Annotated in this window: 24 protein-coding genes and 1 pseudogene; 20 read left to right on the forward strand and 5 right to left on the reverse strand. The window is 66.4% G+C overall.

From position 1 onward, the window contains the following. Positions 1-108 precede the first annotated feature (108 nt). Positions 109-732, reverse strand: coding sequence for a PaaI family thioesterase (locus ACGFK1_RS31700; RefSeq protein ID WP_393439362.1), 624 nt, complete (start codon positions 730-732; stop codon positions 109-111). Positions 733-924: 192 nt separating this feature from the next. On the opposite strand from ACGFK1_RS31700, the pseudogene ACGFK1_RS31705 reads away from it, so the two are divergent. The 8 genes and pseudogenes from ACGFK1_RS31705 to ACGFK1_RS31740 form a co-directional block, all read left to right on the forward strand. Then, positions 925-1572, forward strand: a pseudogene (locus ACGFK1_RS31705) (cytochrome P450); the annotation flags it as partial. Between the two features lie 247 nt (positions 1573-1819). Continuing rightward, positions 1820-2167 carry a DoxX family protein gene (locus tag ACGFK1_RS31710; RefSeq protein ID WP_393439365.1) on the forward strand — a complete coding sequence of 116 codons (348 nt, stop codon included), beginning with the start codon at positions 1820-1822 and terminating at the stop codon, positions 2165-2167. Positions 2168-2257: 90 nt separating this feature from the next. Then, positions 2258-2839, forward strand: a complete 582-nt coding sequence (locus ACGFK1_RS31715) for a TetR/AcrR family transcriptional regulator (RefSeq protein WP_393439368.1) — start codon at positions 2258-2260, stop codon at positions 2837-2839. 2 nt (positions 2840-2841) lie between these two features. Then, entirely contained in the window at positions 2842-3903 is a 1062-nt protein-coding gene (locus tag ACGFK1_RS31720) for a hypothetical protein (protein WP_393439371.1), read from the forward strand. After that, positions 3839-5512, forward strand: a complete 1674-nt coding sequence (locus ACGFK1_RS31725; RefSeq protein ID WP_393439373.1) for a tetratricopeptide repeat protein — start codon at positions 3839-3841, stop codon at positions 5510-5512. Before ACGFK1_RS31720 ends, ACGFK1_RS31725 begins: the two co-directional genes overlap by 65 nt. Positions 5513-5523: 11 nt before the next feature. Next, positions 5524-6135, forward strand: a complete 612-nt coding sequence (locus ACGFK1_RS31730) for a rhomboid-like protein (protein ID WP_393439376.1) — start codon at positions 5524-5526, stop codon at positions 6133-6135. A gap of 10 nt (positions 6136-6145) precedes the next feature. Further along, positions 6146-6625, forward strand: coding sequence for a nucleoside deaminase (locus tag ACGFK1_RS31735; protein ID WP_393439379.1), 480 nt, complete (start codon positions 6146-6148; stop codon positions 6623-6625). After that, positions 6622-7899, forward strand: coding sequence for an alpha-amylase family protein (locus ACGFK1_RS31740; protein ID WP_393439382.1), 1278 nt, complete (start codon positions 6622-6624; stop codon positions 7897-7899). The genes ACGFK1_RS31735 and ACGFK1_RS31740 overlap by 4 nt, the downstream gene beginning before the upstream one ends. On the opposite strand, the gene ACGFK1_RS31745 is transcribed toward ACGFK1_RS31740, so the two are convergent. Then, entirely contained in the window at positions 7883-8329 is a 447-nt protein-coding gene (locus ACGFK1_RS31745) for a DUF1810 domain-containing protein (protein WP_393439385.1), read from the reverse strand. The genes ACGFK1_RS31740 and ACGFK1_RS31745 overlap by 17 nt on opposite strands. A 38-nt stretch (positions 8330-8367) precedes the next feature. Here ACGFK1_RS31745 and ACGFK1_RS31750 point away from each other — a divergent pair, with 38 nt between their 5' ends. The 4 genes from ACGFK1_RS31750 (at position 8368) to ACGFK1_RS31765 (ending at position 14392) form a co-directional block, all read left to right on the forward strand. Then, positions 8368-10548, forward strand: coding sequence for an adenylate/guanylate cyclase domain-containing protein (locus tag ACGFK1_RS31750; protein ID WP_393439388.1), 2181 nt, complete (start codon positions 8368-8370; stop codon positions 10546-10548). After that, positions 10545-11939 carry a mechanosensitive ion channel domain-containing protein gene (locus ACGFK1_RS31755; RefSeq protein WP_393439391.1) on the forward strand — a complete coding sequence of 465 codons (1395 nt, stop codon included), beginning with the start codon at positions 10545-10547 and terminating at the stop codon, positions 11937-11939. The genes ACGFK1_RS31750 and ACGFK1_RS31755 overlap by 4 nt, the downstream gene beginning before the upstream one ends. Positions 11940-11951: 12 nt before the next feature. Further along, positions 11952-13196, forward strand: a complete 1245-nt coding sequence (locus tag ACGFK1_RS31760) for an alpha-hydroxy-acid oxidizing protein (protein WP_393439394.1) — start codon at positions 11952-11954, stop codon at positions 13194-13196. 200 nt (positions 13197-13396) lie between these two features. Further along, positions 13397-14392, forward strand: coding sequence for an esterase family protein (locus ACGFK1_RS31765; protein ID WP_393439397.1), 996 nt, complete (start codon positions 13397-13399; stop codon positions 14390-14392). A gap of 62 nt (positions 14393-14454) precedes the next feature. On the opposite strand, the gene ACGFK1_RS31770 is transcribed toward ACGFK1_RS31765, so the two are convergent. Both ACGFK1_RS31770 and ACGFK1_RS31775 read right to left on the reverse strand, forming a co-directional pair. Then, positions 14455-15156, reverse strand: coding sequence for an SDR family oxidoreductase (locus ACGFK1_RS31770; protein WP_393439400.1), 702 nt, complete (start codon positions 15154-15156; stop codon positions 14455-14457). A gap of 40 nt (positions 15157-15196) precedes the next feature. Next, a complete protein-coding gene (locus tag ACGFK1_RS31775) occupies positions 15197-16474 on the reverse strand; it encodes an ATP-binding protein (protein ID WP_393439402.1) in 1278 nt (425 codons plus the stop codon). Between the two features lie 117 nt (positions 16475-16591). On the opposite strand from ACGFK1_RS31775, the gene lon reads away from it, so the two are divergent. The 8 genes from lon to ACGFK1_RS31815 are packed head-to-tail and all read left to right on the forward strand — an operon-like array spanning position 16592 to position 23643. Next, positions 16592-18931 (forward strand): endopeptidase La, encoded by a 2340-nt coding sequence (lon, locus tag ACGFK1_RS31780; protein ID WP_393439405.1) that lies wholly within the window; start codon positions 16592-16594, stop codon positions 18929-18931. A 3-nt stretch (positions 18932-18934) separates the two neighbouring features. Beyond that, positions 18935-19957, forward strand: coding sequence for an LLM class flavin-dependent oxidoreductase (locus tag ACGFK1_RS31785; protein WP_393439408.1), 1023 nt, complete (start codon positions 18935-18937; stop codon positions 19955-19957). Beyond that, complete coding sequence (locus ACGFK1_RS31790; RefSeq protein WP_393439411.1) at positions 19954-20142, forward strand: hypothetical protein; 189 nt, start codon at positions 19954-19956, stop codon at positions 20140-20142. Before ACGFK1_RS31785 ends, ACGFK1_RS31790 begins: the two co-directional genes overlap by 4 nt. 30 nt (positions 20143-20172) lie before the next feature. Beyond that, entirely contained in the window at positions 20173-20505 is a 333-nt protein-coding gene (locus ACGFK1_RS31795; protein WP_393439414.1) for a TfoX/Sxy family protein, read from the forward strand. Positions 20506-20524: 19 nt separating this feature from the next. Next, positions 20525-21154, forward strand: coding sequence for an endonuclease (locus ACGFK1_RS31800; RefSeq protein ID WP_393439417.1), 630 nt, complete (start codon positions 20525-20527; stop codon positions 21152-21154). Next, on the forward strand, positions 21151-21888 hold the full coding sequence (locus ACGFK1_RS31805) for a DUF72 domain-containing protein (RefSeq protein WP_393439420.1): 738 nt from the start codon (positions 21151-21153) through the stop codon (positions 21886-21888). Before ACGFK1_RS31800 ends, ACGFK1_RS31805 begins: the two co-directional genes overlap by 4 nt. A gap of 1 nt (position 21889) precedes the next feature. Further along, positions 21890-23080, forward strand: coding sequence for an NAD(P)/FAD-dependent oxidoreductase (locus ACGFK1_RS31810; protein WP_393439422.1), 1191 nt, complete (start codon positions 21890-21892; stop codon positions 23078-23080). After that, positions 23080-23643 carry a hypothetical protein gene (locus ACGFK1_RS31815; protein ID WP_393439554.1) on the forward strand — a complete coding sequence of 188 codons (564 nt, stop codon included), beginning with the start codon at positions 23080-23082 and terminating at the stop codon, positions 23641-23643. Before ACGFK1_RS31810 ends, ACGFK1_RS31815 begins: the two co-directional genes overlap by 1 nt. 12 nt (positions 23644-23655) lie before the next feature. Here ACGFK1_RS31815 and ACGFK1_RS31820 read toward each other — a convergent pair whose 3' ends face one another. Further along, positions 23656-25131 (reverse strand): acetyl-CoA acetyltransferase, encoded by a 1476-nt coding sequence (locus ACGFK1_RS31820; RefSeq protein WP_393439425.1) that lies wholly within the window; start codon positions 25129-25131, stop codon positions 23656-23658. Positions 25132-25160 lie beyond the last annotated feature (29 nt).

Genomic DNA, 25160 nt, shown 5'->3' on the forward strand with positions numbered 1-25160 from the left:
CGGGCGACTGGCCTGGACCGACGGCACCCGCCCACCCGACATCAACCACGCCCACCACCCCGAAGAACTCCTCCACGGCAACACCGACCCACCGGCGGAAGTTGAGAGCTAGTCGCGGGCCCAGCGCGGCTGGATGAACACACCCTCGGCCTCGACGGTCACGCCTTCGTCGTCGGCGAGATGGCCGACGGCGTAGGTCTTCACGCCTTCGCTCCGGGCGATCCTGGCTTCGGCGCGCAAGTCACCGAGTCGGGTGGTGCGGACATAGCGCAGCGTGATCGTGCCGGTGAGGCGCGGCTTGTCCGGGCGGCTGGCAGCGGCGCCGAGCACATGGTCGAGAACAAGAGCCGCGACTCCCCCATGCACATGACCCGGCGGCCCTTCGTATGCCGCGCCCAGATGGAAGTCGGTGAACACGCCGCCGTCGTCGCCCTGCTCGATCACCAGGGGTGGCGCCACCGGGTTACGCACGCCGATCACCACATTGCCCCACGGCATCTGCTCGCCGTCGGTGGTGAACCGGATGCCGTAGGAACCGTCCACCTGCTGGCTGCGCAACCGTGCGGTGGCCGCATCGATCTCGGCCTTGGCCGCCGCAACCGTCTCGGCACCGGCCTCGGTGCGGATGGTGGCGTCGATCAGCGCCCGTACAGAATCGGTGAGCGGTTCGTATAGCGACCGCAGCCGTATTACTTCGTCGGCGCTGAGGTTCTCCAAGGTCCAGTCCAGCACCGCTGTACTAGAACACGTTCTAACGCGGGCTGTCGAGTCGGCTCGGCGCCGGACCGACCAGAAGCTGGCGGATCACTGGCCGGGCTCAGGCGATCAACTCGTCGTGACTGAGGTCGGTGACCGGCGCGATGGCGGCTCGGCGACCTGATCCCACTCTCAGAGGCGGCCCGGTCGATCGCTCTGCGGATCATCATCCTCGCGTCGTTCGGGTTCGAGAACACCGACCGGTGTGACGAACTCGCCGACGTGGCCACCGGCTTGTTGCGCGCCAACAACGCTGCGTTGATGCTGATGCCGTTCCTGCGCAAGCAATTCGCAGGGATCGGGCCGTGGGCACGGTTAGTCCGGATGCGCGCCCGCTTCGATGAGCTGTTGCAAGAGCAGATCGACGCACACCGGCCCGACACCACCGATACCAGCATGCTCGGCGCACTGATCATCGGAAACCACGCTGCTGGAATGGATTCCGACGACCTTCTTCAGCAACTGCGTACGCTCGTCGCCGCGGGCCACGACACCACGGCCGGCGCGCTGATGTGGGCGATGTACCACATTCACCGCGAGCCAGATGTGCGCAATCGGGTGCTCGCAGAACTCCAGACCGCGACCAGGCCCGACGCAATGCCCGAGTTGCCGTATCTGTCGGCAGTCGTGTCCGAGACCTTGCGCATGCATCCCGCCGTCCCGGTCGTGCTGCGCAGACTCACTGTGCCGCTCGCCGTAGACGGCGTGCAGCGGTCACCGGGCGACGTGGTCGGTGTTGCATTGCCCGCCGTGCACTTCGATCCGTCGCGGTGGACACACCCGAATCGGTTCGATCCCGACAGGTTCCTCGGTGCCTCGCCGACGCCGTTCGAGTACCTTCCGTTCGGAGGCGGATTCCGGCGCTGCCCCGGTGCCGCGCGGAATTGCTCTGGTGCCGCGAAGAGAGGTCCGACTGACAGTCACCGGTCGACGCTGAATCGTCCACTGGCCGAGGCGAATCCCAGCCAGGTGTGCCGGGTTCCGGCCCAGACCCCTCGATCCGGATCGCGCAAGCACGAACAGCGGCGCGGCGGGCGGCGTCACCGACTTACTCTGAGTAAGTATGGACACCGCCACCGTAGTCGTGACGATCCTGCTCGCGGCCCTGTTCACCTTCGCCGCGAGCATCAAGTTGCTCGGTGTTCGGCAGTCGCTGGCCGTCCGGGATCACCTCGGCGTCGCGCCACTGCAATGGCGGCTGATCGGCGTGTGTGAGCTCGTGGGCGTCGCCGGCGTGCTGGTGGGCCTGATCTGGCCGCCGCTCGGTATCGCCGCCGCCATAGGGCTGGTATTGCTGTCGATCGGCGCCATCGCATTCCACCTGAGGGCATCCGACGGTGCCAAGGACATGGCCGCCGCGGTGGTCGGGCTCATACTCGCGGCCGCCGCCGCTGTACTGCACACCTTCTGAGGTAGCGGCCGTCACACCGGACGCGGAAGTTGACTTAGATTACCTAAATTTTCGTAGTCAACTGTCAACGAAGTCGCCTACGCTGCTCGTATGGCTGCCCGAACGCACAGCATCGATCCCCGCGCCGAACGGGTGCGGACTCTGCTGCGCGAGGCCGCGTTCGCCCTCGCTCATGAGCGGCCCGTCGACGAGTTGACGGTCGGCGACATCGTCGCTCGTGCGGGGGTGAGCAGGCAGGTGTTCTATCGACACTTCGCCGACCGTGACGACGCCGTTGCGAATGCGTTCAGCGTCGCGTTTGCCGCAGCGGCGGCGAACATCGTCGGTGACGCCCGGGCCCGCATCCTGCGTTTGTTCGACTTCGCCGCCGAACACCGTTCGATGTACCGCAATGTCGTGCCGAGTGCGGTGACCCAGCGGGTCGTGACCGCGTTCCGCGCTGAATTGCAGCCCGCGTGCGAGGAGATCGCGCGGCAGGGCATGCCGGTGGTCTCCCCCATTGCCAGCCTCACGCCGGAGTCGGTCAGCCGGTTCCTGGTCGGCGGGTTCATGGAGGTGCTGCGGGCCTGGATGGAAGACCCTGGCTCGACCGACCTGACCGGGCGCGCCAGCGCGGCGCTCGACACCGTGAACGCACTGCTCGGACTGACCACATCCTCGAAGGGGTCCTGACAATGGCTAAACACCATGCCGTCGAACAACATCCGATCCGCGATCGCGCCGCCGTGCGCACCGTGGCGCTCGCGATGATCGGACTGACGCTGTTCGTGCTGGCGATGACCGCCAGTTACTCCGGCGCATTCGCCAAGCCCACACTGCACAACATGTCTGTCGCCGTGGCAGGTCCGCCTCAACTGGTGGACGGGCTACGCAGTCAGGACACGTTGACTGTCACCGAAGTCCGCGACGCCGGCGCCGCCCGCGACCACGTCTTCGAGCGGAGGACCGATGCCGCGTTCGCCGTGAGCCCGACGGGTGAGCTGACGATCTACGTCGCGGGCGGCGGCGGCAAGAGCGTCGCGACTGCCGCCGAGTCCGTGGGCCGTGGGATCGCCGCGAAGGCCGGGTTGGCCTCGGCCGTCGAGGATGTTGCCCCGGCCTCGGCGGGCGATCCGTCCGGCACGGTCGAGTTCTACGCGATCATCTTCATCTCGATCGGCGCATCGGTCGGCGCAGCGCTGCTTGGACGACTCATGGGTACCGTCCGGCGGCCGCTGACACTTGCTCTGCGCACGACCACGCTTGCCGGCTACTCGGCGCTGCTGGCGGGCGCGGTGACGTTTTACGTCGACGTGGTTCTCGGCGCACTCACCGGTCACACCTGGCAGGTGTTCGGCGCACTGTGGCTCTACTCGATGGCTGTCGCCGGAGCGATCACCGGGGTGGCAGCGGCGTTCGGTTCGGTGGCCTCGATGGCGTTGACCGCTTTCCTGGTGGTCATCGGCAACGCCGCGGCCGCCGGTCCGGTGGGCAGGCCGCTGCTGTCCGGCTTCTACTCCACGTTCACCGCGATCGTGCCGCAAGGCTCGGGGGTCTCGCTGCTGCGAAGCGTGTCCTACTTCGGCGGGAACGGCGCGCAGACGCCGCTTGTCAGGTTGGCGATCTGGGGCGCTGCGGGCTTGCTGCTGGCAATCGCCGCGACCGCCTCGCGAGTGAATTATCGTGCGATCCATGCGCGTTTCACCGAGCGTGACCGATTCGTACTACGACCTCGGGTCCTATCACCGTCCGATTGAGACGCCGTCGCAGCAGGCGCAGCTGTGGTTTGACCGCGGCATGGTCTGGGCCTACGCGTTCAACCACGACGAGGCGATCCGCTGTTTCGAGCGTGCGCTTGAACTCGATGCGGACCTCGCCATCGCACGCTGGGGTATCGCCTATTCCGTCGGCCCGAACTACAACAAGGCGTGGGAGGCCTTCGATCCCGTCGACCTGTCCGCGTCCTTGGCGCGGGCGCGGATGGAACTCGGTCTTGCCGCCAAGGGGCGGGCATCGGTGGTCGAACGCGGACTGATCGAGGCGCTGCAGGTCCGCTTCCCGACCGACGATCCCGACGACACCGACGGCCTGCAGGCCGGGCACGGGGCTTATGCCGACGCGATGGTCGCGCTCGGCCGGGCGTATCCCGACGACGTCGACGTCCAGGCGCTGGCCGCCGACGCGCTGGTCAACATCACCGCATGGGCGTTGTGGGACACGAGAACCGGTGAGCCAGCTCCCGGTTCGCGGGTGGCTGAGGCCAAACGGATCCTCGATGACGCACTGGCCACTCCTGCGGGCCGCGAACATCCGGGTGTGCTGCACCTGTACCTGCACACGATGGAGATGTCGGGCACTCCTGAGGAAGCTCTGCCCGCCGCCGACCTGCTGCGCGGTCTGGTGCCCGACGCCGGACACCTCGAACACATGCCCAGTCACATCGATGTGCTGTGCGGCAACTATCGCGACTCGGTGGTGGCGAATCAGGCTGCGGTACAAGCGGACCACCAATTCGTCCAGCGCGAGGGGCCGCTCAACTTCTACTCGCTGTATCGGGCGCACAATTTGCACTTCATCGTCTACTCGGCGATGTTCGAAGGCAATTCGCGGGCCGCCTTCGATGCCGCCGAGGAACTCGCGGCCCAGCTGACGCCCGAGTTGCTGGCGATCGAGTCACCGCCGATGGCGGACTGGCTGGAGGCGTTCGTACCATTGAAGGTTCACGTGTGGGTGCGGTTCGGCCGTTGGGACGAGTTGATCGCACTGCCGCTGCCGCAGGACGTCCAGTTGTATTGCAGCACAACCGCAACCATCCATTACGGCCGCGGCGTCGCGCACGCGGCCAAGGGGCAGCTGCCGCAAGCGCATGCCGAACGCCTGGCGTTCGCCGAGGCGTACGCGCGGATTCCGGAGACCCGCTACCTGTTCAACAACACCGCACGCGACATCCTGGCGATCGCCGGTGAGATGCTCGATGGCGAAATCGACTATCGGGAAGGCCGATTCGACGACGCGTTCGCTCACCTGCGGCGGGCGATCGAACTCGACGACACATTGCCGTACGACGAGCCGTGGGGCTGGATGCAACCGACCCGGCACGCGTATGGCGCGCTGCTCCTCGAACAGGGCCGCGTCGAGGAGGCCGCGCAGGTGTACGCGGCCGACCTCGGGCTCGATCCGACGCTGGCCCGGCCGTGCCAACATCCCGGCAATGTGTGGAGCCTGCACGGTTACCACGAATGCCTGCAACGGCTTGGCCGCACCGCCGAGGCAGCCATCATCGGGCAACGCCTGCAGTTGCTCGAGGCGAGGGCCGACGTGCCGATCCTGGCGTCGTGCGCATGCCGGCTCGAGGTCTGTCACTGAGACTCGATCGCATGACAAGCGTTTGGCGCTACGTGAAAACGGCGCCGCTGACCTACACGTGGCTTGGCGTGCTGCTGATCACGACGATCATTCAGCACGCCATCCCCGCCAGGCATCTGCACGCGCTGCTGCGGAAGGAGTCGACGAACCTGCATCACCTGGGGTCTGATCCGATCCGGGTGCTTGTTCAGAGCCTGCTCTGGATCGACGGCAAGTACTGGTGGCCCTACCTTATCGTGTTCACCTTGTTCATCGCGCCCACCGAGCGGTGGCTGGGCCCGCTGCGCTGGCTGATCGTCGGCCTCACAAGCCATGTCGTGGCCACCTACCTGGGCGAGGGGTACCTGTACTGGCGGATCCAGGAGGCCATCACGTCGCCCCGGTTGATCGACGCCAGAGACATCGGCGTGAGCTACTTCGTGGTGGGCATCGTCGGAGTGCTCACGTACCACGTACCGCGACGGTGGCGATGGCCGTACCTCGTCACCGCGGTCCTCATCTTCGGCGCCGTGCTGGCGGTCAAACGCGATTTCACCAACGTCGGCCACTTCAGCGCGCTGTTGATCGGGCTGGCCTGCTACCCGCTGACCCGGTCGCGACGGCGCGAACTCGCGGCTGCGTAAACTCCGGCCTGTGGCGATCAGCGACGACGACCTCGAACGCCTCCGCCGCTGCGTGGACCTCGCACGGACGGCACTCGACGACGGTGACGAGCCGTTCGGGTCGATCCTGGTGGACAGCGCGGGCGCCACGCTGTTCGAAGATCGCAACCGCGTCAAGGACGGCGACCACACGCGCCACCCCGAGTTCGCGATCGCCCGCTGGGCCGTCGACAACCTGACTCCAGACGAGCGGGCCCGCGCGACCGTGTACACCTCCGGTGAGCACTGCCCGATGTGCTCGGCCGGACACGCATGGGTGGGGCTGGGACGCATTGTCTACGCCGCCTCGTCGGAGCAACTGACCCAGTGGCTCACCGAGTGGGGCGCACCGCCGTCGCCGGTCGCCCCGTTGCCGATCAACGCCGTTGCACCCGGGGTAACCGTCGACGGGCCCGCGCAAGAGCTCGCCGAACAGATGCACGCCCTGTACGAAGCGAAGTTTCGGGTATGACAGAACCGGCCTGGGTCGAGCACGCCATCTGGTGGCAGGTCTATCCGCTCGGCTTCGTCGGCGCGTATCCGGCCGAACCACCGCCGACCCCCGACGACCACCGGCTGCGCCGAATCGTCGACTGGTTCGACCATGCCATCGAACTCGGCGCCTCCGGGATCGCGCTCGGGCCGATCTTCGCGTCGCGCACCCACGGCTATGACACGACCGACCATTACCGCATCGACCCGCGGCTCGGTGACGACGGAGACTTCGACCACCTCATCGCCGAGGCCAGAGGGCGCGGATTGCGGGTGCTGCTCGACGGCGTGTTCAATCACGTCGCGACCGACTTCCCGCGCACGCAGTGGTTTCGCAAGCGCGGCAACGCGTTTGACACCTTCGAAGGGCACGGCGAGCTGATCGCGCTCGACCACGACAACCCCGAGGTCATCGACTACACCGTCGAGGTGATGACGCATTGGCTGCGGCGCGGCGCCGACGGCTGGCGTCTCGACGCCGCCTACGCCGTCGCCGACCGGTTCTGGGCCGCTGTGCTACCCCGGGTCCGCGAACAGTTCCCCGACGCATGGGTGGTCGGCGAAGTGATCCATGGCGACTACTCGGCCCGAGTCCGCGAGTCGGGCTTCGACTCGGTCACCCAGTACGAGCTGTGGAAAGCGATCTGGAGCAGCCTCAACGACGGCAATTTCCACGAGCTCGACTGGGCGTTGGTGCGTCACAACGAGTTTCTCGACGAGTTCGTGCCGATGACGTTCGTCGGCAATCACGACGTCACCCGGATCGCCAGTCGGCTGGACAACACCAGCCACCTCGAGCATGCGCTGGTGCTGCTGTTCACGACGGGGGGCACGCCGAGCGTCTACGCGGGCGACGAAGCCGGCTATCAAGGCGTCAAGGAGGAGCGGTTCGGCGGCGACGATGCGGTGCGACCGGAGTTCACTGCCCCGCTGATGGGTGTCGACGAACATGGCCATGACATCTTCCGGCTGCATCAGTACCTGATCGGGTTGCGCCGCCGTCACCCATGGCTGCACACCGCGAGGACCGCACCGTTGCAGCTGACCAACACGCAGTACCTCTACGCCACCCGCAACGGCTCCGACGTGCTGGTGGTGGCGCTGAACGCGGTTGATGTGCCGTTGTCGGTGGCGCTGGGCGACATCGGCTTCGGTGAGGCCCAGATCGTCGCCGGTTCGGGTGCGCCGCCGCAGACAGTGGTCACCGACGTCGAGGTGCCCGCCCACGGCTGGCTGATCATCGCGCCGCGTTGAGAAGCTCGAGGGTGGCGGGATCCTCTTCGCCGTCGTAGAACTTGTCCAGCACGCCGCGGAATTCCCCTCGAACGTCGGGGTCGTCGGTCGCGTGCGCGAACAGCGTCATCGACGAGCGCACCTTCACGTTGTCGGGCCAGCCGAAGATCTGGTCGACCGATCGTCCCTCGATCGCGGTGACCAGTCGGGTGCACTCCCGTAACCGCGGCCCCAGCACCGGGTGCGCCAGGTACGCACGCGCCTCGTCGAGCGATGCGATGCCGTAGTGCGTTGCGGTGCCGCTACGGCCCAGGCCGCGCAGCTGAGGAAAGATGAACCAGATCCAATGGCTGAGCTTGGCGCCGTCGCGCAGTTCGGCGACCACAGTGTCGTACACGCGGTCCTGGGCGTCGACGAAGCGACGCAGATCGAACGATTTGCCGACTGTCATGTCATTGGCAAGTTTCGCAAGCTAAGGTTCGGGATTCAATGACGACAACCACCGACGCGGACTCTTCGGTCGAACCGGAGGCGGCCCCTGCGCCGAAGGCCCGCAGCTTACGCCGTCGAATCATGTCGCGGATCAGCATCCAGTCCAAGCTGTTGGTGATGCTGTTGGTGACGAGCATCTTGTCGGCCGCCGTCGTCGGTGCCATCGGCTTCCAGTCCGGGCGGAGTTCGCTGCGCGCTGCGGCGTTCGACCGGCTGACCGAGATCCGCGAATCCCAGTCGCGACAACTCGAGGCGAAGTTCAACGACCTGGAGGACTCGCTGGTGGTCTACACCCGCGGCGCGACGACCACCGAGGCGATCGAGGCGTTCACCGCCGCGTTCGACCAACTCAACACCGCCACCGTCAGCCCGCCGCAGTGGCAGGCGGTACTCGACTACTACAAGAACCAATTCGAGAAATCCGAAGAGGCGCAGACCGGCAACCAGATCGACATCGCCGGGTTGCTGCCAACCGTGAACGCGCAGAGGTACTTACAGGCCAACTACACCACAAGGTTCACGGACTGGGATCAGGCGATCCGGTTCGACGACGCGGGCGACGGCAGCGCGTGGTCGGCCGCCAACGCCCGGTTCAACGACTTCTTCCGCGAGATCGTGTTGCGCTTCTCGTTTGAGGACGCCTTGCTGCTCGACACCCGAGGCAACGTCGTCTACAGCGCCTACAAGGGCGTCGACCTCGGCACCAACATCCTCAACGGGCCGTATCGCGAGAACGAACTTCGCGACGCCTACCAGAAGGCGCTGGCTTCCCACGCGGTGGACTACGTCGGGGTCACCGACTTCGGGGATTACCAGCCTGCCGACGAGCCGACCGCCTGGATGGTGGCACCGGTGGGCCCACAAGGTCGGGTGGAAGGCGTTCTGGCGCTGCAGTTTCCGATCTCCAAGATCAACGACCTGATGACGGTCAACCAGAAGTGGGAGCAGGCCGGTATGGGTAAGACCGGCGAGACCTACTTGGTCGGCCCGGACGACCTGATGCGGTCTGATTCGCGGTTGTTCCTCGAGAACCGCGACGAGTTCAGAAGCGATGTGGTCAACGCGGGAACTCCACCAGACGTCGCCGAGGAATCGATGCGCCAGCATGGCACTACGTTGGTGCAACCGGTGGCGAGCGAAGCGATCAGGCTGGCGCAACGCGGTCAGTCCGGCACGCTGATCGAGGACGACTATCTAGGTCATCGGACCCTGCAGGCCTACGCACCGGTCAACCTTCGCGGGCTGCACTGGTCAATCGTCGCAAAGATCGACACGGGCGAGGCGTTCCAACCCGTCGCCACCTTCACGCAGACGCTGGTGATCTCAACGGCCGTCATCATTTTCGTGGTCTGCTTGGCCGCCATGTTGCTGGCGCGACTGTTCGTTCGGCCGATCCGCAGACTCGAGGCGGGTGCCCAGCAGATCAGTGCGGGCGACTACAACGTCACCCTGCCGGTGAAATCGCGCGACGAATTCGGCGACCTGACCGTCGCGTTCAACGACATGAGCCGCAACCTCGCGATCAAGGAGGACCTCCTCGCCGAGCAGCGCGGCGAGAACGACCGGTTGCTGCGCTCCCTGATGCCCGAACAAGTGGTTCGGCGTTACCGTGAGGGCGAGGAGACCATCGCCCAGGACCATCAGAACGTCACGGTGATCTTCGCCGACATCGTCGGCCTCGATGAGCTCTCCGACGACCTCAGCTCCGAAGAACTACTCGCGATCGTGAACCGGCTGACACGTCAGTTCGACTCCGCTGCAGAGAATCTCGGTGTCGAGCAGGTTCGCACGTTGCACAACGGCTACCTCGCCAGCTGCGGACTCAGTACCCCCAGATTGGACAACGTGCGCCGCACCGTGGACTTCGCCATCGAGATGCAGCGCACCATCGACCGGTTCAACGCCGAGACCGGCAACGACTTGAAGCTGCGGGCAGGCATCGACACCGGCACCGTGACGAGCGGCCTGGTTGGCCGGTCCACGCTGGCGTACGACATGTGGGGATCGGCGGTCAACCTGGCCTACCAGGTGCAAAGTGGGTCGCCGCAACCAGGGGTGTACGTCACCTCACGGGTGTACGACGCGATGCGGGACACCCGCGCGTTCAACTCGGTGGGAGCGATCGTCGTCGACGGTGAAGAGCAGCCGATCTGGCGATTGACAGACCGGCAGCCATGACCGAATTGCTGGACTCCCCCTGGTTCTACTGGGCGGTCGGCGTGGCGATCGGCTTCCCCGTCTGCCTGGTGCTGCTCACCGAACTGCAGAATGCACTGCGCAGGCGCGACAGTTCGTTGGCGCGACCGGTGCATCTGGTGCGCGCCTACATCCTTCCGCTCGGCGCGCTGCTGATTCTGCTCGTCGGAGCGATGCAGATCTCCGGCGAGACCACGCCGGTGCGCATCGTCGCCACGGTTTTCGGGTTCGTGGTGCTCGTGCTGCTGCTGTCCGGCACCAACGCCACGGTGTTCCAAGGAGCGCCAGAAGGGTCGTGGCGCAGGCGGATTCCATCGATCTTCCTCGATGTCGCGCGCTTCGCGCTGATCGCCGTCGGCGTCGGGTTGATCCTCGCCTACATCTGGGGTGCACACATCGGCGGGTTGTTCACCGCTTTGGGTGTGTCGTCGATCGTGCTCGGCCTGACCCTGCAGAACTCCGTCGGCCAGATCATCTCCGGCCTGTTCGTCCTCTTCGAGCAGCCGTTCCAGCTCGGCGACTGGATCGAGACCCCCACCGCGCGCGGCCGGGTGGTCGAAGTCAATTGGCGCGCAACCCATATCGACACCGGCCGCGGGTTGCTGGTGATGCCGAACTCGGTGCTTGCCGCCGCATCGTTCACCAACTTCAGCCGTCCGGCCGGCACCCATTCCCTGGTCGTCACCACCTCGTTCGGATTCGACGATGCGCCCGACGATGTCTGCGCCATGCTCAGCAAAGCGGCTGCGGCGCTCCCTCAGCTGCGGCCCGATGCCATGCCCGTCAGCCGGTTCGCCGGAGGCATGAACTACCGCACGGTGATACCGCTGCGGACCCCCGCTGACGACATCGTCGCGCAGGCGACCTTCCTGCGCTGGGTCTGGTATGCGTCGCGGCGGGCCGGACTACACCTCGACGAGGCCGAGGACGAATTCGAAACGCGCGAACGGCTTGAGGCGTCGCTGCGCATCATCGCCCCGACACTGCGACTGACCCAGGCCGAGCAGGATGAGTTACTTCCCCGCGTCCGGCTCACCAGGTACGGGACCGATGAGCACCTCCAAGTCCCAGGCCAGGTGCCCAAATGCATGACGTTCATCGTCAACGGCCATGTGCGACTGGTCGTGGCGGGCGACGACGGGGCAATTGTCCCGGTGCGTACCCTCGAGGAGGGCGACTTCCTCGGCAGCACCACGCTGACCCGAGAGCCCGCTGCCACCACCGCCTACGCGCTCGAAGAGGTGACCGTCTTGCAGATCGACCGCGAACACATCGAAGAACTGGTGGGACGAAAGCCGCTTCTGCTTCAGGACATCGGCCGCACCATCGAACAGCGACGGGCGAGCATCCAGCGCGCGTTGGCCGCCGACTGACCGGTGGCCACCATGAAACGCCGAGTGCCCCGGCCCCGTGAACTGGCACCGCTGATCGGCTTCAAGAAGCCGCAACTTAACGGAACTCAACGACGACTGGCCTCGGCGTTGACGATCGAGGACCTGCGCCGAATCGCGAAGCGTCGCACGCCGAAAGCCGCGTTCGACTACACCGACGGCGCCGCAGAAGAAGAACTCTCGTTGGCTCGTGCCAGGCAGGCGTTCGTCGACGTCGAGTTCCACCCGACCATCCTGCGCAACGTCGAGAAGGTCGACACTGGCCGCACTGTGCTCGGTGACCATGTCGCGCTGCCGTTCGGAATTGCGCCAACCGGGTTCACCCGGTTGATGCAAACCGAGGGCGAGATAGCGGGCGCCCGTGCGGCGGCGAGAGCTGGCATCCCATTCTCGCTTTCGACGCTGGGCACCAGCTCCATCGAAGATGTCAAGGCGGCAAACCCGCATGGCCGCAATTGGTTTCAGCTCTACATGTGGAAAGACAGGGATCGCTCGATGGCACTGGTCGAGCGGGCGGCCGCGGCAGGCTTCGACACGCTACTGGTGACCGTCGACGTGCCGGTGGCGGGCGCACGGTTGCGTGACACGCGCAACGGCATGTCGATTCCCCCGACCTTGACGCTGCGCACGGTGCTGGACGCGCTGCCGCGGCCACGCTGGTGGTTCGACTTGTTGACCACGGAGCCGTTGTCATTCGCGTCGCTGGACCGGTGGCCCGGGACCGTCCAGCAGTACCTGGACACCATGTTCGACCCCACCGTGACGTTCGAGGACCTGGCGTGGATCAAGACGCAGTGGCCGAACAAGTTGGTGGTCAAGGGAATTCAGACGCTAGAAGACGCCAGGGCGGTCGTTGACCTCGGGGTCGACGGCGTGTTGCTGTCCAATCACGGCGGTCGGCAACTCGACCGGGCGCCGGTGCCATTCCACCTGTTGCCCGCGGTGGCACGCGAACTCGGCGGCGACACCGAGATTTTGCTGGACACCGGAATCATGTCTGGAGCCGACGTCGTGGCCGCGATCGCGCTCGGCGCCCGCTTCACGCTCGTCGGCCGGGCCTACCTCTACGGCCTGATGGCCGGAGGGGAGGCCGGCGTCAACCGGGCAATCGACATCCTTTCCGCGCAGGTCACGCGCACGATGCGGTTGCTCGGCGTGACGTCGCTGGACGAGTTGACCCCGCAGCACGTGACACAGCTGCACCGATTCGGGCGCGGCTCGCCCGGCCTCGACGGCTAGTCACATCTGTCACTGCTTTCCCACAGGTCACAGTGCACATCGCGGTTTCCCGAGTCCGCGCCGAGTCGGAATCGTTAGCCAACCGCGACTTCGCAACGCTGTGTCGGAACGGCTGAAGGCGCGCGTGACCGGGTTTCATTACGCCCGAAGCAACGGCAATTGCTTTGTGGCAAGTAATGAAAGGTGGGTTGGTTGCCGTTATGAAGTTATTGGAGAGGTTTCGGACCAAGTGGTCCCGCCGACTGGCGGTGAGCGCCGTTGCGGCGGCGATCCTGCCCGGGCTGATCGGCTTCGTCGGGGGTTCAGCGACTGCCAATGCGTTCTCCCGACCGGGTCTGCCGGTCGAGTACCTTGACGTGTTCTCGGCTGCGATGAACCGCAACATCCGGGTGCAGTTCCAGGGCGGCGGCCCGCACGCGGTGTATCTGCTCGACGGCCTGCGTGCCCAGGACGATTACAACGGCTGGGACATCAACACGCCGGCGTTCGAGTGGTATTACCAGTCGGGCTTGTCGGTCGTGATGCCGGTGGGCGGCCAGTCGAGTTTCTACACCGACTGGTATCAGCCGTCGCGGGGCAACGGCCAGGACTACACCTACAAGTGGGAAACGTTCCTGACCCAGGAACTGCCCGCCTATCTCGAGGCCAACAAGGGCGTGTCGCAGAACGGCAACGCGGTGGTCGGCATCTCGATGGCAGGCAGCACGGCGCTGACGTACTCGATCTACTACCCGCAGAAGTTCATCTACGCCGCATCGCTTTCCGGCTTCCTCAACCCGTCCGAGGGCTGGTGGCCGATGCTGATCGGGCTGGCGATGAACGACGCTGGCGGCTACAACGCCGAGAGCATGTGGGGCCCGTCGTCGGACCCGGCGTGGAAGCGCAACGACCCGATGGTCAACATGGCGCAGTTGGTGGCCAACAACACCAGGATCTGGATTTACTGCGGCACCGGCACCCCATCGGATCTCGACGTCGGTGACGACGGCGGCAATCTGATGGCCGCGCAGTTCCTCGAGGGATTCACGTTGCGCACCAACCAAACCTTCCGCGACAACTACGTCGCGGCCGGTGGCACCAACGGCGTGTTCAACTTCCCGGCGACGGGAACGCACAGTTGGGGCTACTGGGGTCAGCAGCTGCAACAGATGAAGCCGGACATCCAGCGCGTGCTCGGAGCGCAAGCGTCCGCCTGAGTGCCACCCACAACCAGGGAGCCTGCCGTCACCCCCGAACGGCAGGCTCCCTGCTGTGTGAGCTAGTTCTGAACCGTTGGCCTGATCACGATTTCGCCGATCTCGACGTCATGCGGTTGCTCGATGGCGAATGCGACGGTTCGTGCGACGGCCTCGGGTTCGAGACCGAAGTCCGCCATGTTGCTGAGGTCGGTGCGCACGTAGCCAGGCGAGATCGACGTCGTCCGCACCGCACCGTCGGTCGACTCTTGGCGCAACGCTTCCATCACCGTGCGCACCGCGTTCTTGGTCGCCGCATAGACGCCCATCGTGGGAACGATCCGCAGGCCCGCCGTCGACACCGTCGTGACGAAGTGGCCGCGGCCCTGCCGCTGGAAAACCGGCATCGCAGCGGCGATCCCGTGCAGTACCCCCCGCACGTTGACGTCGATCATCGCCGTCCATTCGTCGACGTCCCCGTCGGCAAGTGGACCGAGATGAGCGACACCCGCGTTGCTCACCAGCACATCGAGGCGCCCGAAGCGATCGACGGCGGTGTGCACGAGTCGGTCGAGATCCGCTCGAACGCCGACGTCCACGGCGACGGTGGCGACGCTGCCGCCCGCCGCGGTGATCTCCGCCGCGATCCGGTCCAAGCGTGCGGTGCGGCGCGCTCCGAGCACCACTGCGGCACCGCGGCCGGCGAGCAGGCGTGCGGTGGCTTCCCCGATACCGCTGCTCGCACCGGTGATGGCGATGACGTAGTTGGTGATGGTGTTGGTCATGCGAGCTACGACGGTGCCGCCGTCGACCCTATTCCAGGGCTCACAGTCGGGTGCGCAAGGCGATGTCCTCTTCGAACTCGGCGACCATCTCGGCAGTCAACGTCGGGCGAGTGTCGGCGATGGCGGTGAGGTAGTCGTCGGTACAGGCGGCCTCGCCGCGACGGAACTCGACCTCGCGCTCGAACACCGACTGTGCGCCCTTGCGGGCGGCGAACTCGATGTCCGCCGGTGTGAACATTCCGCTCGCCTCGACCAGCTTGTCCACCTCGACGACATCAGCGTTGACGTTGAGATAGCGCCGCCAGATCGCGCCGCGCGCCACCTCGTCGGGTGGCCTGACCGGAATGATGTAGTCGAATCGCCCGTGTCGCAGAAACGCCGAATCCAGCGAGCGCACCGAATTCGTCGCGCAGATCAACAACCGCTCGTCGCGTCGGCGAAACGCCGGAATGAGCTTGAGCAGCTCATTGGTGACGCCGTGCGCGGGGTCGGAGGGGATTCCCGACCGGCAACCCGCGATCTCCTCCACCTCGTCGATGAACACGACTGCCGCATCGAGGTCCATCAGGTTGACAAATGCTTCGCGCAGCGCGGTGGTCATCGCGACGTCGGGGGCCGCGAGACGCGACGGGAACAGTTCGACGAACGGCCAGCCGAGCCTGCCCGCTACGGCCTTGGCGAAGCTCGTCTTGCCGGTTCCGGGCGGCCCGAACAACACCACCGCCTTTGGCGGCGAAACTCCGTACTGCTCAGCCAGATTGGGTTCGGCAAGCGGCATCACGATACGCCGTTCGATGACCCGCTTCTCGGCCGCCATGCCCGCCAGCGACTGCCACAGGCCATGCGGCATCACTTGCCCGCCGAGCGCCGCCAGCAGCCCCGCATCGGACGGCCCGACGTGGTCGAGCTTCTCGAAGTAGCGCAAGTCGGGTCGTTCGGTGTAGCCCGAGTTGCGTAAGGCTGCGGTCCCGGTGGCGTCGGCGGGCAGCAATGCACTGATGCGTCGAGCGCCGAGGGTGCGTAACCGAACCTCGAGATCGCCGAGCAGGGCACTGCCGATGCCGCGATTACGCCACCGGTTGCTCAGCGCGACCATCGAAATCCACGCCCGTTCGCCGTGCTGCTGCGCCGCCGCCATGCCGACCAAATCCTCACCCACCACGGCGACGACGGCGGGCTGCCCAGCCTTGGCGGCGGCGATCACCTCGGAGACACCGAAGACCGGATGCGGTTCGTCGGGGCTACGACTCTGGTCCCAGACGGAAATCGCCTTGTCGAGGTCGTCGTCGTGAAATTCGCGCAGCCGCCACGCAGACATGCAGGTCAGGGTCACCGCCGACAGCACAGCCGGGCATCGCCCGGATGGGTGGTTGGAGCGGGGAACAAATCCTCACACCACAGGGTTGAGTCGATCTGACTGAACTTTGGAGGATTCATGGCTGAAGCCAATGTGACAACGCGTGTTGTGCCCATCCTTTTCACCAGTGACTCGATCGTGCTGCCCGGCATGGTCGTGCCCATCGAATTGGACGACGTGGCGCGCGCAGCAGTCGACGCCGCACGGGCCAGCGAGTCCGGCGAGCTTCTCATCGCACCCCGGCTGGAGGACCGTTACCCGTCTTACGGCGTGCTGGCCTCGATCGTGCAGGTCGGTCGCCTGGCAGGCGGCAGTGGAACAGCTGCGGTCGTGCGCGGTAACGGCCGCGCGCAGATCGGCGCCGGCGTCAACGGGCCGGGGCCCGCGCTGTGGGTCGAGGTGACCGAGGTCACCGAACCGGCTGCCACCGACGAAACGCGTGCCCTTGCCGCGGAATACAAGAAGCTGCTGCTTGCCTACCTGCAGCGACGTGAGGCGTGGCAGATCATCGACTTCGTCAACCAGTTGACCGACCCGTCGGCGCTGGCCGACACGGCCGGTTACGCGTCGTACCTGACCCAGGTGCAGAAGCGGCAGTTGTTGGAGACGCCCGACGTGGCCGAGCGACTGCGCGCGCTGATCGAGTGGAACACCGACCACCTGGCCGAGGTGGAGGTCAACGACAAGATCGCCGAGGACGTCCGCGAGGGCATGGAGAAGACGCAGAAGGAGTTCCTGCTGCGTCAGCAGTTGGCGGCGATCCGCAAGGAACTCGGCGAGGGCGAGCCGGACGGGTCCGACGACTACCGGGCCCGCATCGAGGCCGCCGACCTCCCCGAGAAGGTGCGCGAGGCGGCGCTGCGCGAGGTCGGCAAGCTGGAGCGGTCCAGTGAGCAGAGCCCCGAGGGCGGCTGGATCCGCACCTGGCTGGACACCGTGTTGGACTTGCCGTGGAACACACGCACCGAGGACTCCACCGACCTCAGGGCCGCCCGCGAGGTTCTCGACGCGGACCATCACGGTCTGGAGGACGTCAAGGACCGCATCGTCGAGTACCTGGCGGTGCGGGCACGGCGGGCCCAGCGCGGCATGGCGGTCGTCGGCGGCCGCGGCTCCGGCGCGGTGATGGTGCTGGCCGGTCCTCCCGGTGTCGGCAAGACGTCGCTGGGTGAAAGCGTGGCACGGGCGTTGGGCCGCAAGTTCGTTCGCGTTGCGTTGGGCGGCGTGCGCGACGAGGCCGAGATCCGCGGCCACCGCAGGACCTACGTCGGCGCCCTGCCCGGCCGTATCGTGCGCGCGATCGGCGAGGCCGAGTCGATGAACCCTGTCGTGCTGCTCGACGAGATCGACAAGGTGGGCTCCGACTACCGCGGCGACCCGTCGGCGGCGCTGCTCGAGGTGCTGGACCCTGCGCAGAACCACACGTTCCGCGACCACTATCTCGAACTGGATCTCGACCTGTCCGACGTCGTGTTCCTAGCCACCGCCAACGTGATCGAGAACATCCCGTCTGCGCTGCTGGACCGCATGGAGCTGATCCAGATCGACGGCTACACCGAAGACGACAAGGTCGCGATCGCGCGCGACTTCCTGCTGCCCCGGCAGCGGGAGCGCGCGGCGCTGACCATGGATGAAGTCGAGGTCACAGATTCAGCGCTGCGCAAGATCGCGGCCGACTACACCCGCGAACCTGGTGTCCGGCAGTTCGAAAGGCTGCTGGCCAAAGCGATGCGCAAGGTCACCACGAAGCTGGCATCACGAGGATCGACGAGCCTCATCATTGATGAGCCGGATCTCGTTGAGTACCTTGGTCGTCCGCGGTTCATGCCGGAATCGGAGGAACGCACGGCGGTGCCGGGTGTGGCGACGGGTCTCGCGGTCACCGGTCTCGGCGGCGATGTGCTCTACATCGAGGCAGGGTCGACCGACGGTGAGCCTGGTCTGCAGTTGACCGGTCAACTGGGTGACGTGATGAAGGAGTCGGCGCAGATCGCGTTGTCGTATGTCCGCTCACACGCCGAGCAACTCGGCGTCGACCCCAAGGCGCTGGACCGCCGCATCCACGTGCACGTGCCCGCGGGCGCGGTGCCGAAGGACGGTCCATCGGCGGGTGTGACGATGGTGACCGCGCTGGTGTCGATGGCCACCGGCAGGCAGGTCCGTTCGGACGTCGGCATGACCGGCGAAGTGACGCTGAACGGCCGCGTGCTGCCCATCGGTGGGGTCAAGCAGAAGCTGCTTGCCGCCCAACGGGCAGGCCTGTCAACGGTTTTCATCCCGCAGCGCAACGAGCCCGACCTGGACGATGTGCCTGCTGATGTGCTCGACGCACTGGAGGTCAAGCCGATGACCGACGTCGCGGAGATCGTCGCGCAGGCGCTCGAGCCCGCGGCCGAGGCCGCTACCGCCGCGGCCTGACCCGTGGTCGGAAAGCCGTTGCGCAAGCTCGGGTTCCTGACCATCGGCCGATTCGACGAAGCCGACCCGGGCCCCGGGCACGAGCAGACGCTGTCGATGATCGAGCGCGCCGAGGCGCTCGGCTTCGACAGCGTCTGGCTGCGTTGCAGGCACCTGCAGCCGGGAATCTCCTCCCCCGTCGCGATCATGGCCGCCGCCAGCCAGCGCACCAACCGGATCGAGTTGGGCACGGCGGTGATCCCACTCGCCCTCGAGAATCCGCTGCGCTTGGCCGAAGACCTCGCGACGGTCGACATCCTGTCCGGCGGCCGGGTCAACCCTGGCGTGTCCGTCGGCACACCGATGCTCTACGAGCATTACAAAACCAAGCTCTACCCGGAAACCCATGCGCTGGAGAACTTTTCGAAGGACCGCGTGTCGCGGCTGCTGGAGTGTCTGCGCGGCGATCCGGTGAGCGATTTCGAGGGCAAGGTCGGCATCGAGGACTTCACCAGGCGGGTGCAGCCACATTCGCCGGGTTTGGCGTCGCGGGCGTGGTACGGCGGCGGCCTGTCGTCGGCGATCTGGGCAGGCCAGCAGGGCATCAACTACATGACCAGTTCCGTGGTGAGCATCGAAGGCACCGAATCGCGGGATTTCGCCACCATTCAGGCCGAGCACATCGACGCGTTCCTGGCGCATCACCCGCAGGGCCGGGTGTCACAAGGGCTGGTGGTGATTCCGACCGATTCGGCGTCTCGCGGGCAGATCGAGAAGTACCGCGCCTACGCTTCGGCCCGCCTCGAGCGCACCAAGCCGCCGCAGGGTCCTCGCGGCATGTTGTTCTCTCCCGACTACGTCGGCACCTCCGACGAACTGGCTGAGATGTTGTCCGGCCACGCCGGCTTCCAGCGGGCCGACGAGGTCGCGTTCGCGCTGCCGTTCACCTTCGACGAGCAGGACTACGCCCAGATCGTCACGGACATGGCCGAAAAGCTCGGGCCGAAGTTGGGCTGGACGCCGAAATCGGGTACCTCACAGCCGTGAGATTCGTGCTTGACGTGAACCTGCCCGACGATGCGGATGCCCGCGCTGAGCTGGGAAGGATTCTGAGGTACTGGGGTGGGGCCATGGACGACTTCGATGCACTGGAACCAGGTGACAAACAAGACATCTACGACTCGGCGTACAACAGGGTCGGGTCATGGACGGTCCGCGCCGACGCCGAGTGAATGTCGGCGCCGGGCGCTAACGTCCCTCCCATGGCCTTCGACGAGGACCTGGCCGACCGTATCCGCGAACTGATCGCGACCGAGCGCGGTGTCGACGAAAAGCGGATGTTCGGTGGGCTGGCTTTTCTCATCAACGGCAACATGTCGGTGTGCGCCAGCGGCCGTGGCGGTCTGATGGTGCGTGTGCCACCGGAGGAGACCGAGAAGCTGCTGGGCCGCGAACACGTCGAACCCATGGTGATGGCGGGACGCGAAACCCGCGGCTGGGTTCGGGCGTCCACCGACGGTGTGACGACCAAACGCCAACTGCGGTCCTGGGTGACGCGCGGTGTCGACTACGCCAAGAGTTTGCCGCCGAAATAGCGCGGGTACGCCAGCCGAGGTGGACACCAAGCAGGTGGTTCGCAATCTTCTGAAGCATGCGGGCACCACGTACGCTGACGAGGCCGGTATCCGGCTGAAGGACCAACCCATGCCACTGTTCCAGCTGTTGACGCTGGCCATGTTGGCGAGCAAGCCGATCGACGCGACCATCGCGGTGCGGGCCGCGCGCGAATTGTTCCGGGCGGGGCTGCGCACTCCGCAAACGGTGCTCGCCGCCGACCGGGCAGACATGATCAACGCCTTCGGCCGCGCACACTACGTCCGCTACGACGAGAGTTCGGCGACCCGGCTGGCCGACATCGCGGCGGCCGTGCGCGACGACTACGGCGGCGATCTGCGGAACCTCGCCACCGGTGATGTCTCGGGCACGGCCCGTCTGCTCAAGCGGTTCAAGGGAATTGGGGACACCGGCGCGGACATTTTCTTGCGGGAGGCGCAGGACGTGTGGCCGTGGGCCAGGCCGTACTTCGACAAGCGGGCCGTGGCCGCCGCCCGTCAACTCGGGCTGCCAAGCGATCCCGACGAGCTCGGTGCGCTCGCGAGAGGTGCCAACGCGGCGTTGTCGGCCGCGTTAGTCCGCGTCTCATTGGACGACCAGCTGCGCACCGCGGTGCAGCCCCAACCATGATTCGCGTCGGCACGTCTGGGTGGTCCTACGACCACTGGGCCGATGTGTTGTACCGGCCTGGGTTGCCGGTGGCCAAGCGGCTGGCCCGCTACGTCGAGGAGTTCGACACCGTCGAGCTCAACGCCAGCTTCTACCGGTGGCCGAAGGACGCCACGTTCGCCGGGTGGCGTGAGCGGTTGCCTGCAGGCTTCACGATGTCGGTCAAGGCGCACCGCGGGCTGACGCACTACCGGCGGCTGGGCAGCCCTGAGCCGTGGATCGAGCGGTTCGAGCGGTGTTGGACCGCACTCGGCGACCGGCGCGAGGCGTTGTTGGTTCAGCTGCATCCGGGGATGGAACGCGACGACGCGCGGCTTGACCAGTTTCTGCGCCTGATGCCCGACTGGATTCCCGTCGCGATGGAACTGCGCAATCCGACGTGGGACGATCCCGCGGTCTACGAGATCCTGCAACGGCACGGCGCCGCGTATGTGGTGATGAGCGGGGCGGGGCTGCGGTGCATCCCCATCGCCACGAGCGACCTCGTGTACGTCAGGCTGCACGGACCGCCACAGGATTCCCTGTACGCGGGCGCCTACCCGGAAACGGAACTGCGGCAGTGGGCCGACCAGATCGCCGAATGGCACGCACAGGGCAGGCGGGTACTCGTCTACTTCAACAACGACCTCGGCGGCCATGCGATTCGCAATGCCAGGACCCTCAAGGAGATGTTGGCGGCGAGTAGGCTCATCTGACATGACAACGTCGTCCACATTCGCCATCGTCGGCGGCGGCCTCGCGGGTGCCAAGGCTGCAGAAGCATTGCGCGACAAAGATTTCGACGGCCATATCGTGATGTTTGCCGCCGAGGATCACCTGCCCTACGAGCGTCCGCCGCTTTCGAAGGAATACCTGGCAGGCAAAAAACAGGTCGCCGACTTCACCGCGAACCCGTCGGCCTGGTATCGCGACCACCACGTCGAGCTGCAACTCGGCACGGAGGTCTCGGCGATCGACCCGTCAGCCCATACCGTTTCCCTGCCCGACGGCAGCACCGTGCGCTACGACAAGCTGCTCCTCGCCACCGGCTCTCAATCCCGGCGGCCGCCGATTCCCGGTGCCGACGCCGCCGGCGTCCACTACCTGCGCACCCTCGACGATGCCGACGCGCTGAATTCCGCACTGGTCGAAGGCTCTTCGCTGGCGATCATCGGCGGCGGGTGGATCGGACTCGAAATCGCCGCGGGCGCCCGCGAACGCGGAGTCAACGTCACCGTCGTCGAGATGGCCGAGCTTCCGCTGATGGCCGCCCTCGGCCGCGAACTCGGCGAGGTGTTCGCCGCACTGCATCGCGAACACGGCGTCGACCTGCGGCTCGGCACCTCGGTCAAGGAGATCGCCACCGCAAGCGGCAAAGCGACCGGGCTCAGGCTCGGTGACGGCGCCACCGTCGACGCGGACGCCGTCCTGGTCGCCGTCGGGGCCGCCCCCAGCATCGCACTCGCCGAGCAGGCCGGGCTGGCCACCGGCGACGGCGGGGTGCTGGTGGATTCGTCGCTGCGCACCAGCGACCCCGACATCTTCGCCGTCGGCGACATCGCCGCTGCCGAGCACCCGCTGTACGGCACCCGGATCCGCACGGAACACTGGGCCAACGCGCTCAAACAGCCCGCCGTCGCCGTGTCCGGGATGCTCGGCAAACACGCCGAGTACGACGAACTGCCGTATTTCTTCACCGACCAGTACGACCTCGGCATGGAGTACGTCGGCCACGCGCCCCACTATGAGAAGGTCGTGTTCCGCGGCGACGTCACGAAGCGTGAATTCACCGCGTACTGGCTGGACGGCGAGAATCGCGTGCTGGCCGGGATGAACGTCAACATCTGGGAAGGACTCGACGACATCAAGACGCAGATCCGGTCCCGTGAACCATGGGGAGACGCTTGATCCGCCACCGTCTGACCACGCTGTGCGCGATCGCCGTGCTCGCCGCCGGGTGCTCGGGCGCGACCGTGGTCAACACCTCGGACACCCCTAGCCAGCCCACCGCCGCGCCCAGCGCGGCGCCGTCACCTGCGCCGAGCAACGCGCACCTCGTCAACGCCTTCGACTACGTCGGACACGATGGCGACACCACCGGGTACTACTTCACCACGCCGAGCGGCAAGTGGAAGTGCGCGATACTGACCCACACCAAAGCGGGCTGCCAGGCCGCGAGCAGTTGGCAGTCGGGGCTCGGCGTCGACGGCGAACCGGATTCGACCAACGCCATCGTCGTCGCGAAGGAGGGCGACCCCCAGTTCGTCGAACTGGACCAACCGCAGTTCGCGCTCCCGTCGGAGTCGGCCAAGGTGTTGCAGTTCAACAAGATTCTGGCGGCCGCCGGATTCCGCTGCAACGTCCAGGAATCCGGGGTGTCGTGCCTGAGCGAGTCGAGCGGCAAGGGGTTCACGTTCTCTTCTGACGGATACGTGCCGCAATACACCGACGTGCCGACGGGCGCGCCGTGAACCCAGACGGCGCTAGAGCAGGCTGGCGGTGCCGTCGGCGTTGACCGAAACCTTGGCGCCCGCGATGTCGTCGCGGATGGTCGCCTCGGCCTCGGTGGCGTCGGGAATCACCGCGAGCGCGCGTGCGTCGTCGGGGGTGCGGACGGCAAGGAAGGCTTTCTCCGCGGTGCCGGTGCGGTTGAACGGCGTGGTCCACGTCTCCACCGTGCCGACACCCGTCCACTCCACCAACCCATGCCGGGTCGGCTCCCGATCGACCTCGGACTGCGTGTCTTCCCAACGGAATTCGTGACTCGGCGGTTGGGTGCCGTACACACCGAAGCTGTGCTTGGTCAGGTAACCGCCGTTGGCTGTGACGAACCCGCGCTGGCCGGGGTTGGCGATCAGGCGCTCGGCCATGGTGGCGATCGCGTGGGTGACGTAGTTGTTCCACGGCCCACCGGCGAACGTCAGCCCACCGGTCACCGTGAGCGGCCTGGCCGGATCACCGAGCGGCAGCCCCAGTTCGTTCGCCGCCACCTGCACGGCGGACGGAAAGCAGGAATAGACATCAATCAGCTCGATGTCATCGGCTCCGGTGCCCGCCAGCTGCAGCGCCCGCCGTCCCGCGATCCGGATCGCGGGCGAGCGATGGAACTCGGCCCGCTCACCGATCGCGTAGGTGTCGTGTGCATCCGTCCCAGCGTACGAGAAAACCCAACGCTCCGAAGGGATCTGCAGAAAACGCGCGTTGTCGACAGACGTCAGGACCAGCGCCGCGCCCTGATCGACCATGTTGTTGGAGTTCATCAGCTTGGTGTACGGCCAGCTGATCATCCGGTTGCGCGGACTGGGCTGCCAGATCTGATGCGGCGCCAGCGGCTCGCGGCTCCAGGCATGCGGATTCTTCGCCGCCACCCCGCTGAACTGTGACCACAGCGCCCCGATGCGGCGCAGGTGCTCGTCGGCGGGCTCACCGTTGGCGACGCGAAGCGCCTGCTCGAACATCGGATACACATACGCAGGCCGGTCCAGTTTGATCCGGATGTCGGCGTCCCCCGCCATCTGCATGTCCTCGTCGACGCGCTCAGCAGGCGGGACGGTGTCGTCCTGACTCGTCCATCGCGGCTTGGCGCCGCTGGCCCGCAATCGGGTTCGGGTGCGCCAGGTTTCGGCGCCCGCGATCAGCACGGTCCCGGTGCGCCCCGCCTGAATGTCCAGGCACGCCTGGTTGACCAGGGTCTGCGGGATGTTACCGCCGACCCCGGTATAGCGGGTTGCGGCGTTCTTCGCGCGGATCCGCTGAGCCAGCAGCAGGCCCGGGTCGCGGTAACGCCAGGACAGCACGTTGACGACGCGGACCGAGTCGACCGCCTCGAGCACCCGCGGATCGGCCGCGGCGCGGGCCGCCGCCACCATCAGGTCCACGGGTTCCACGCCGGGATTGTCGTCATGCTGGTTGACCTGGCCGTAGCCGATGAGTACCGGGGTCCGCGGGTCGATGGGCATGGTGTCTAGTTTGACGGGCCAGCCTGATG

This window comes from Mycobacterium sp. NPDC048908 (assembly GCF_043197955.1).
GTDB lineage: Bacteria > Actinomycetota > Actinomycetes > Mycobacteriales > Mycobacteriaceae > Mycobacterium.

What these genes read in the sequence shown, in the direction of transcription:
- ACGFK1_RS31805 (WP_393439420.1), top strand. Translation starts at nt 21,151, where the DNA reads ATGATTCGCGTCGGCACGTCTGGGTGGTCCTACGACCACTGGGCCGAT.
- ACGFK1_RS31750 (WP_393439388.1), top strand. Translation starts at nt 8,368, where the DNA reads ATGACGACAACCACCGACGCGGACTCTTCGGTCGAACCGGAGGCGGCC.
- lon (WP_393439405.1), top strand. Translation starts at nt 16,592, where the DNA reads ATGGCTGAAGCCAATGTGACAACGCGTGTTGTGCCCATCCTTTTCACC.
- ACGFK1_RS31715 (WP_393439368.1), top strand. Translation starts at nt 2,258, where the DNA reads ATGGCTGCCCGAACGCACAGCATCGATCCCCGCGCCGAACGGGTGCGG.
- ACGFK1_RS31770 (WP_393439400.1), bottom strand. Translation starts at nt 15,156, where the DNA reads ATGACCAACACCATCACCAACTACGTCATCGCCATCACCGGTGCGAGC.
- ACGFK1_RS31795 (WP_393439414.1), top strand. Translation starts at nt 20,173, where the DNA reads ATGGCCTTCGACGAGGACCTGGCCGACCGTATCCGCGAACTGATCGCG.
- ACGFK1_RS31820 (WP_393439425.1), bottom strand. Translation starts at nt 25,131, where the DNA reads ATGCCCATCGACCCGCGGACCCCGGTACTCATCGGCTACGGCCAGGTC.
- ACGFK1_RS31720 (WP_393439371.1), top strand. Translation starts at nt 2,842, where the DNA reads ATGGCTAAACACCATGCCGTCGAACAACATCCGATCCGCGATCGCGCC.
- ACGFK1_RS31810 (WP_393439422.1), top strand. Translation starts at nt 21,890, where the DNA reads ATGACAACGTCGTCCACATTCGCCATCGTCGGCGGCGGCCTCGCGGGT.
- ACGFK1_RS31760 (WP_393439394.1), top strand. Translation starts at nt 11,952, where the DNA reads ATGAAACGCCGAGTGCCCCGGCCCCGTGAACTGGCACCGCTGATCGGC.
- ACGFK1_RS31725 (WP_393439373.1), top strand. Translation starts at nt 3,839, where the DNA reads ATGCGCGTTTCACCGAGCGTGACCGATTCGTACTACGACCTCGGGTCC.
- ACGFK1_RS31775 (WP_393439402.1), bottom strand. Translation starts at nt 16,474, where the DNA reads ATGTCTGCGTGGCGGCTGCGCGAATTTCACGACGACGACCTCGACAAG.
- ACGFK1_RS31710 (WP_393439365.1), top strand. Translation starts at nt 1,820, where the DNA reads ATGGACACCGCCACCGTAGTCGTGACGATCCTGCTCGCGGCCCTGTTC.
- ACGFK1_RS31745 (WP_393439385.1), bottom strand. Translation starts at nt 8,329, where the DNA reads ATGACAGTCGGCAAATCGTTCGATCTGCGTCGCTTCGTCGACGCCCAG.
- ACGFK1_RS31755 (WP_393439391.1), top strand. Translation starts at nt 10,545, where the DNA reads ATGACCGAATTGCTGGACTCCCCCTGGTTCTACTGGGCGGTCGGCGTG.
- ACGFK1_RS31765 (WP_393439397.1), top strand. Translation starts at nt 13,397, where the DNA reads ATGAAGTTATTGGAGAGGTTTCGGACCAAGTGGTCCCGCCGACTGGCG.
- ACGFK1_RS31730 (WP_393439376.1), top strand. Translation starts at nt 5,524, where the DNA reads ATGACAAGCGTTTGGCGCTACGTGAAAACGGCGCCGCTGACCTACACG.
- ACGFK1_RS31740 (WP_393439382.1), top strand. Translation starts at nt 6,622, where the DNA reads ATGACAGAACCGGCCTGGGTCGAGCACGCCATCTGGTGGCAGGTCTAT.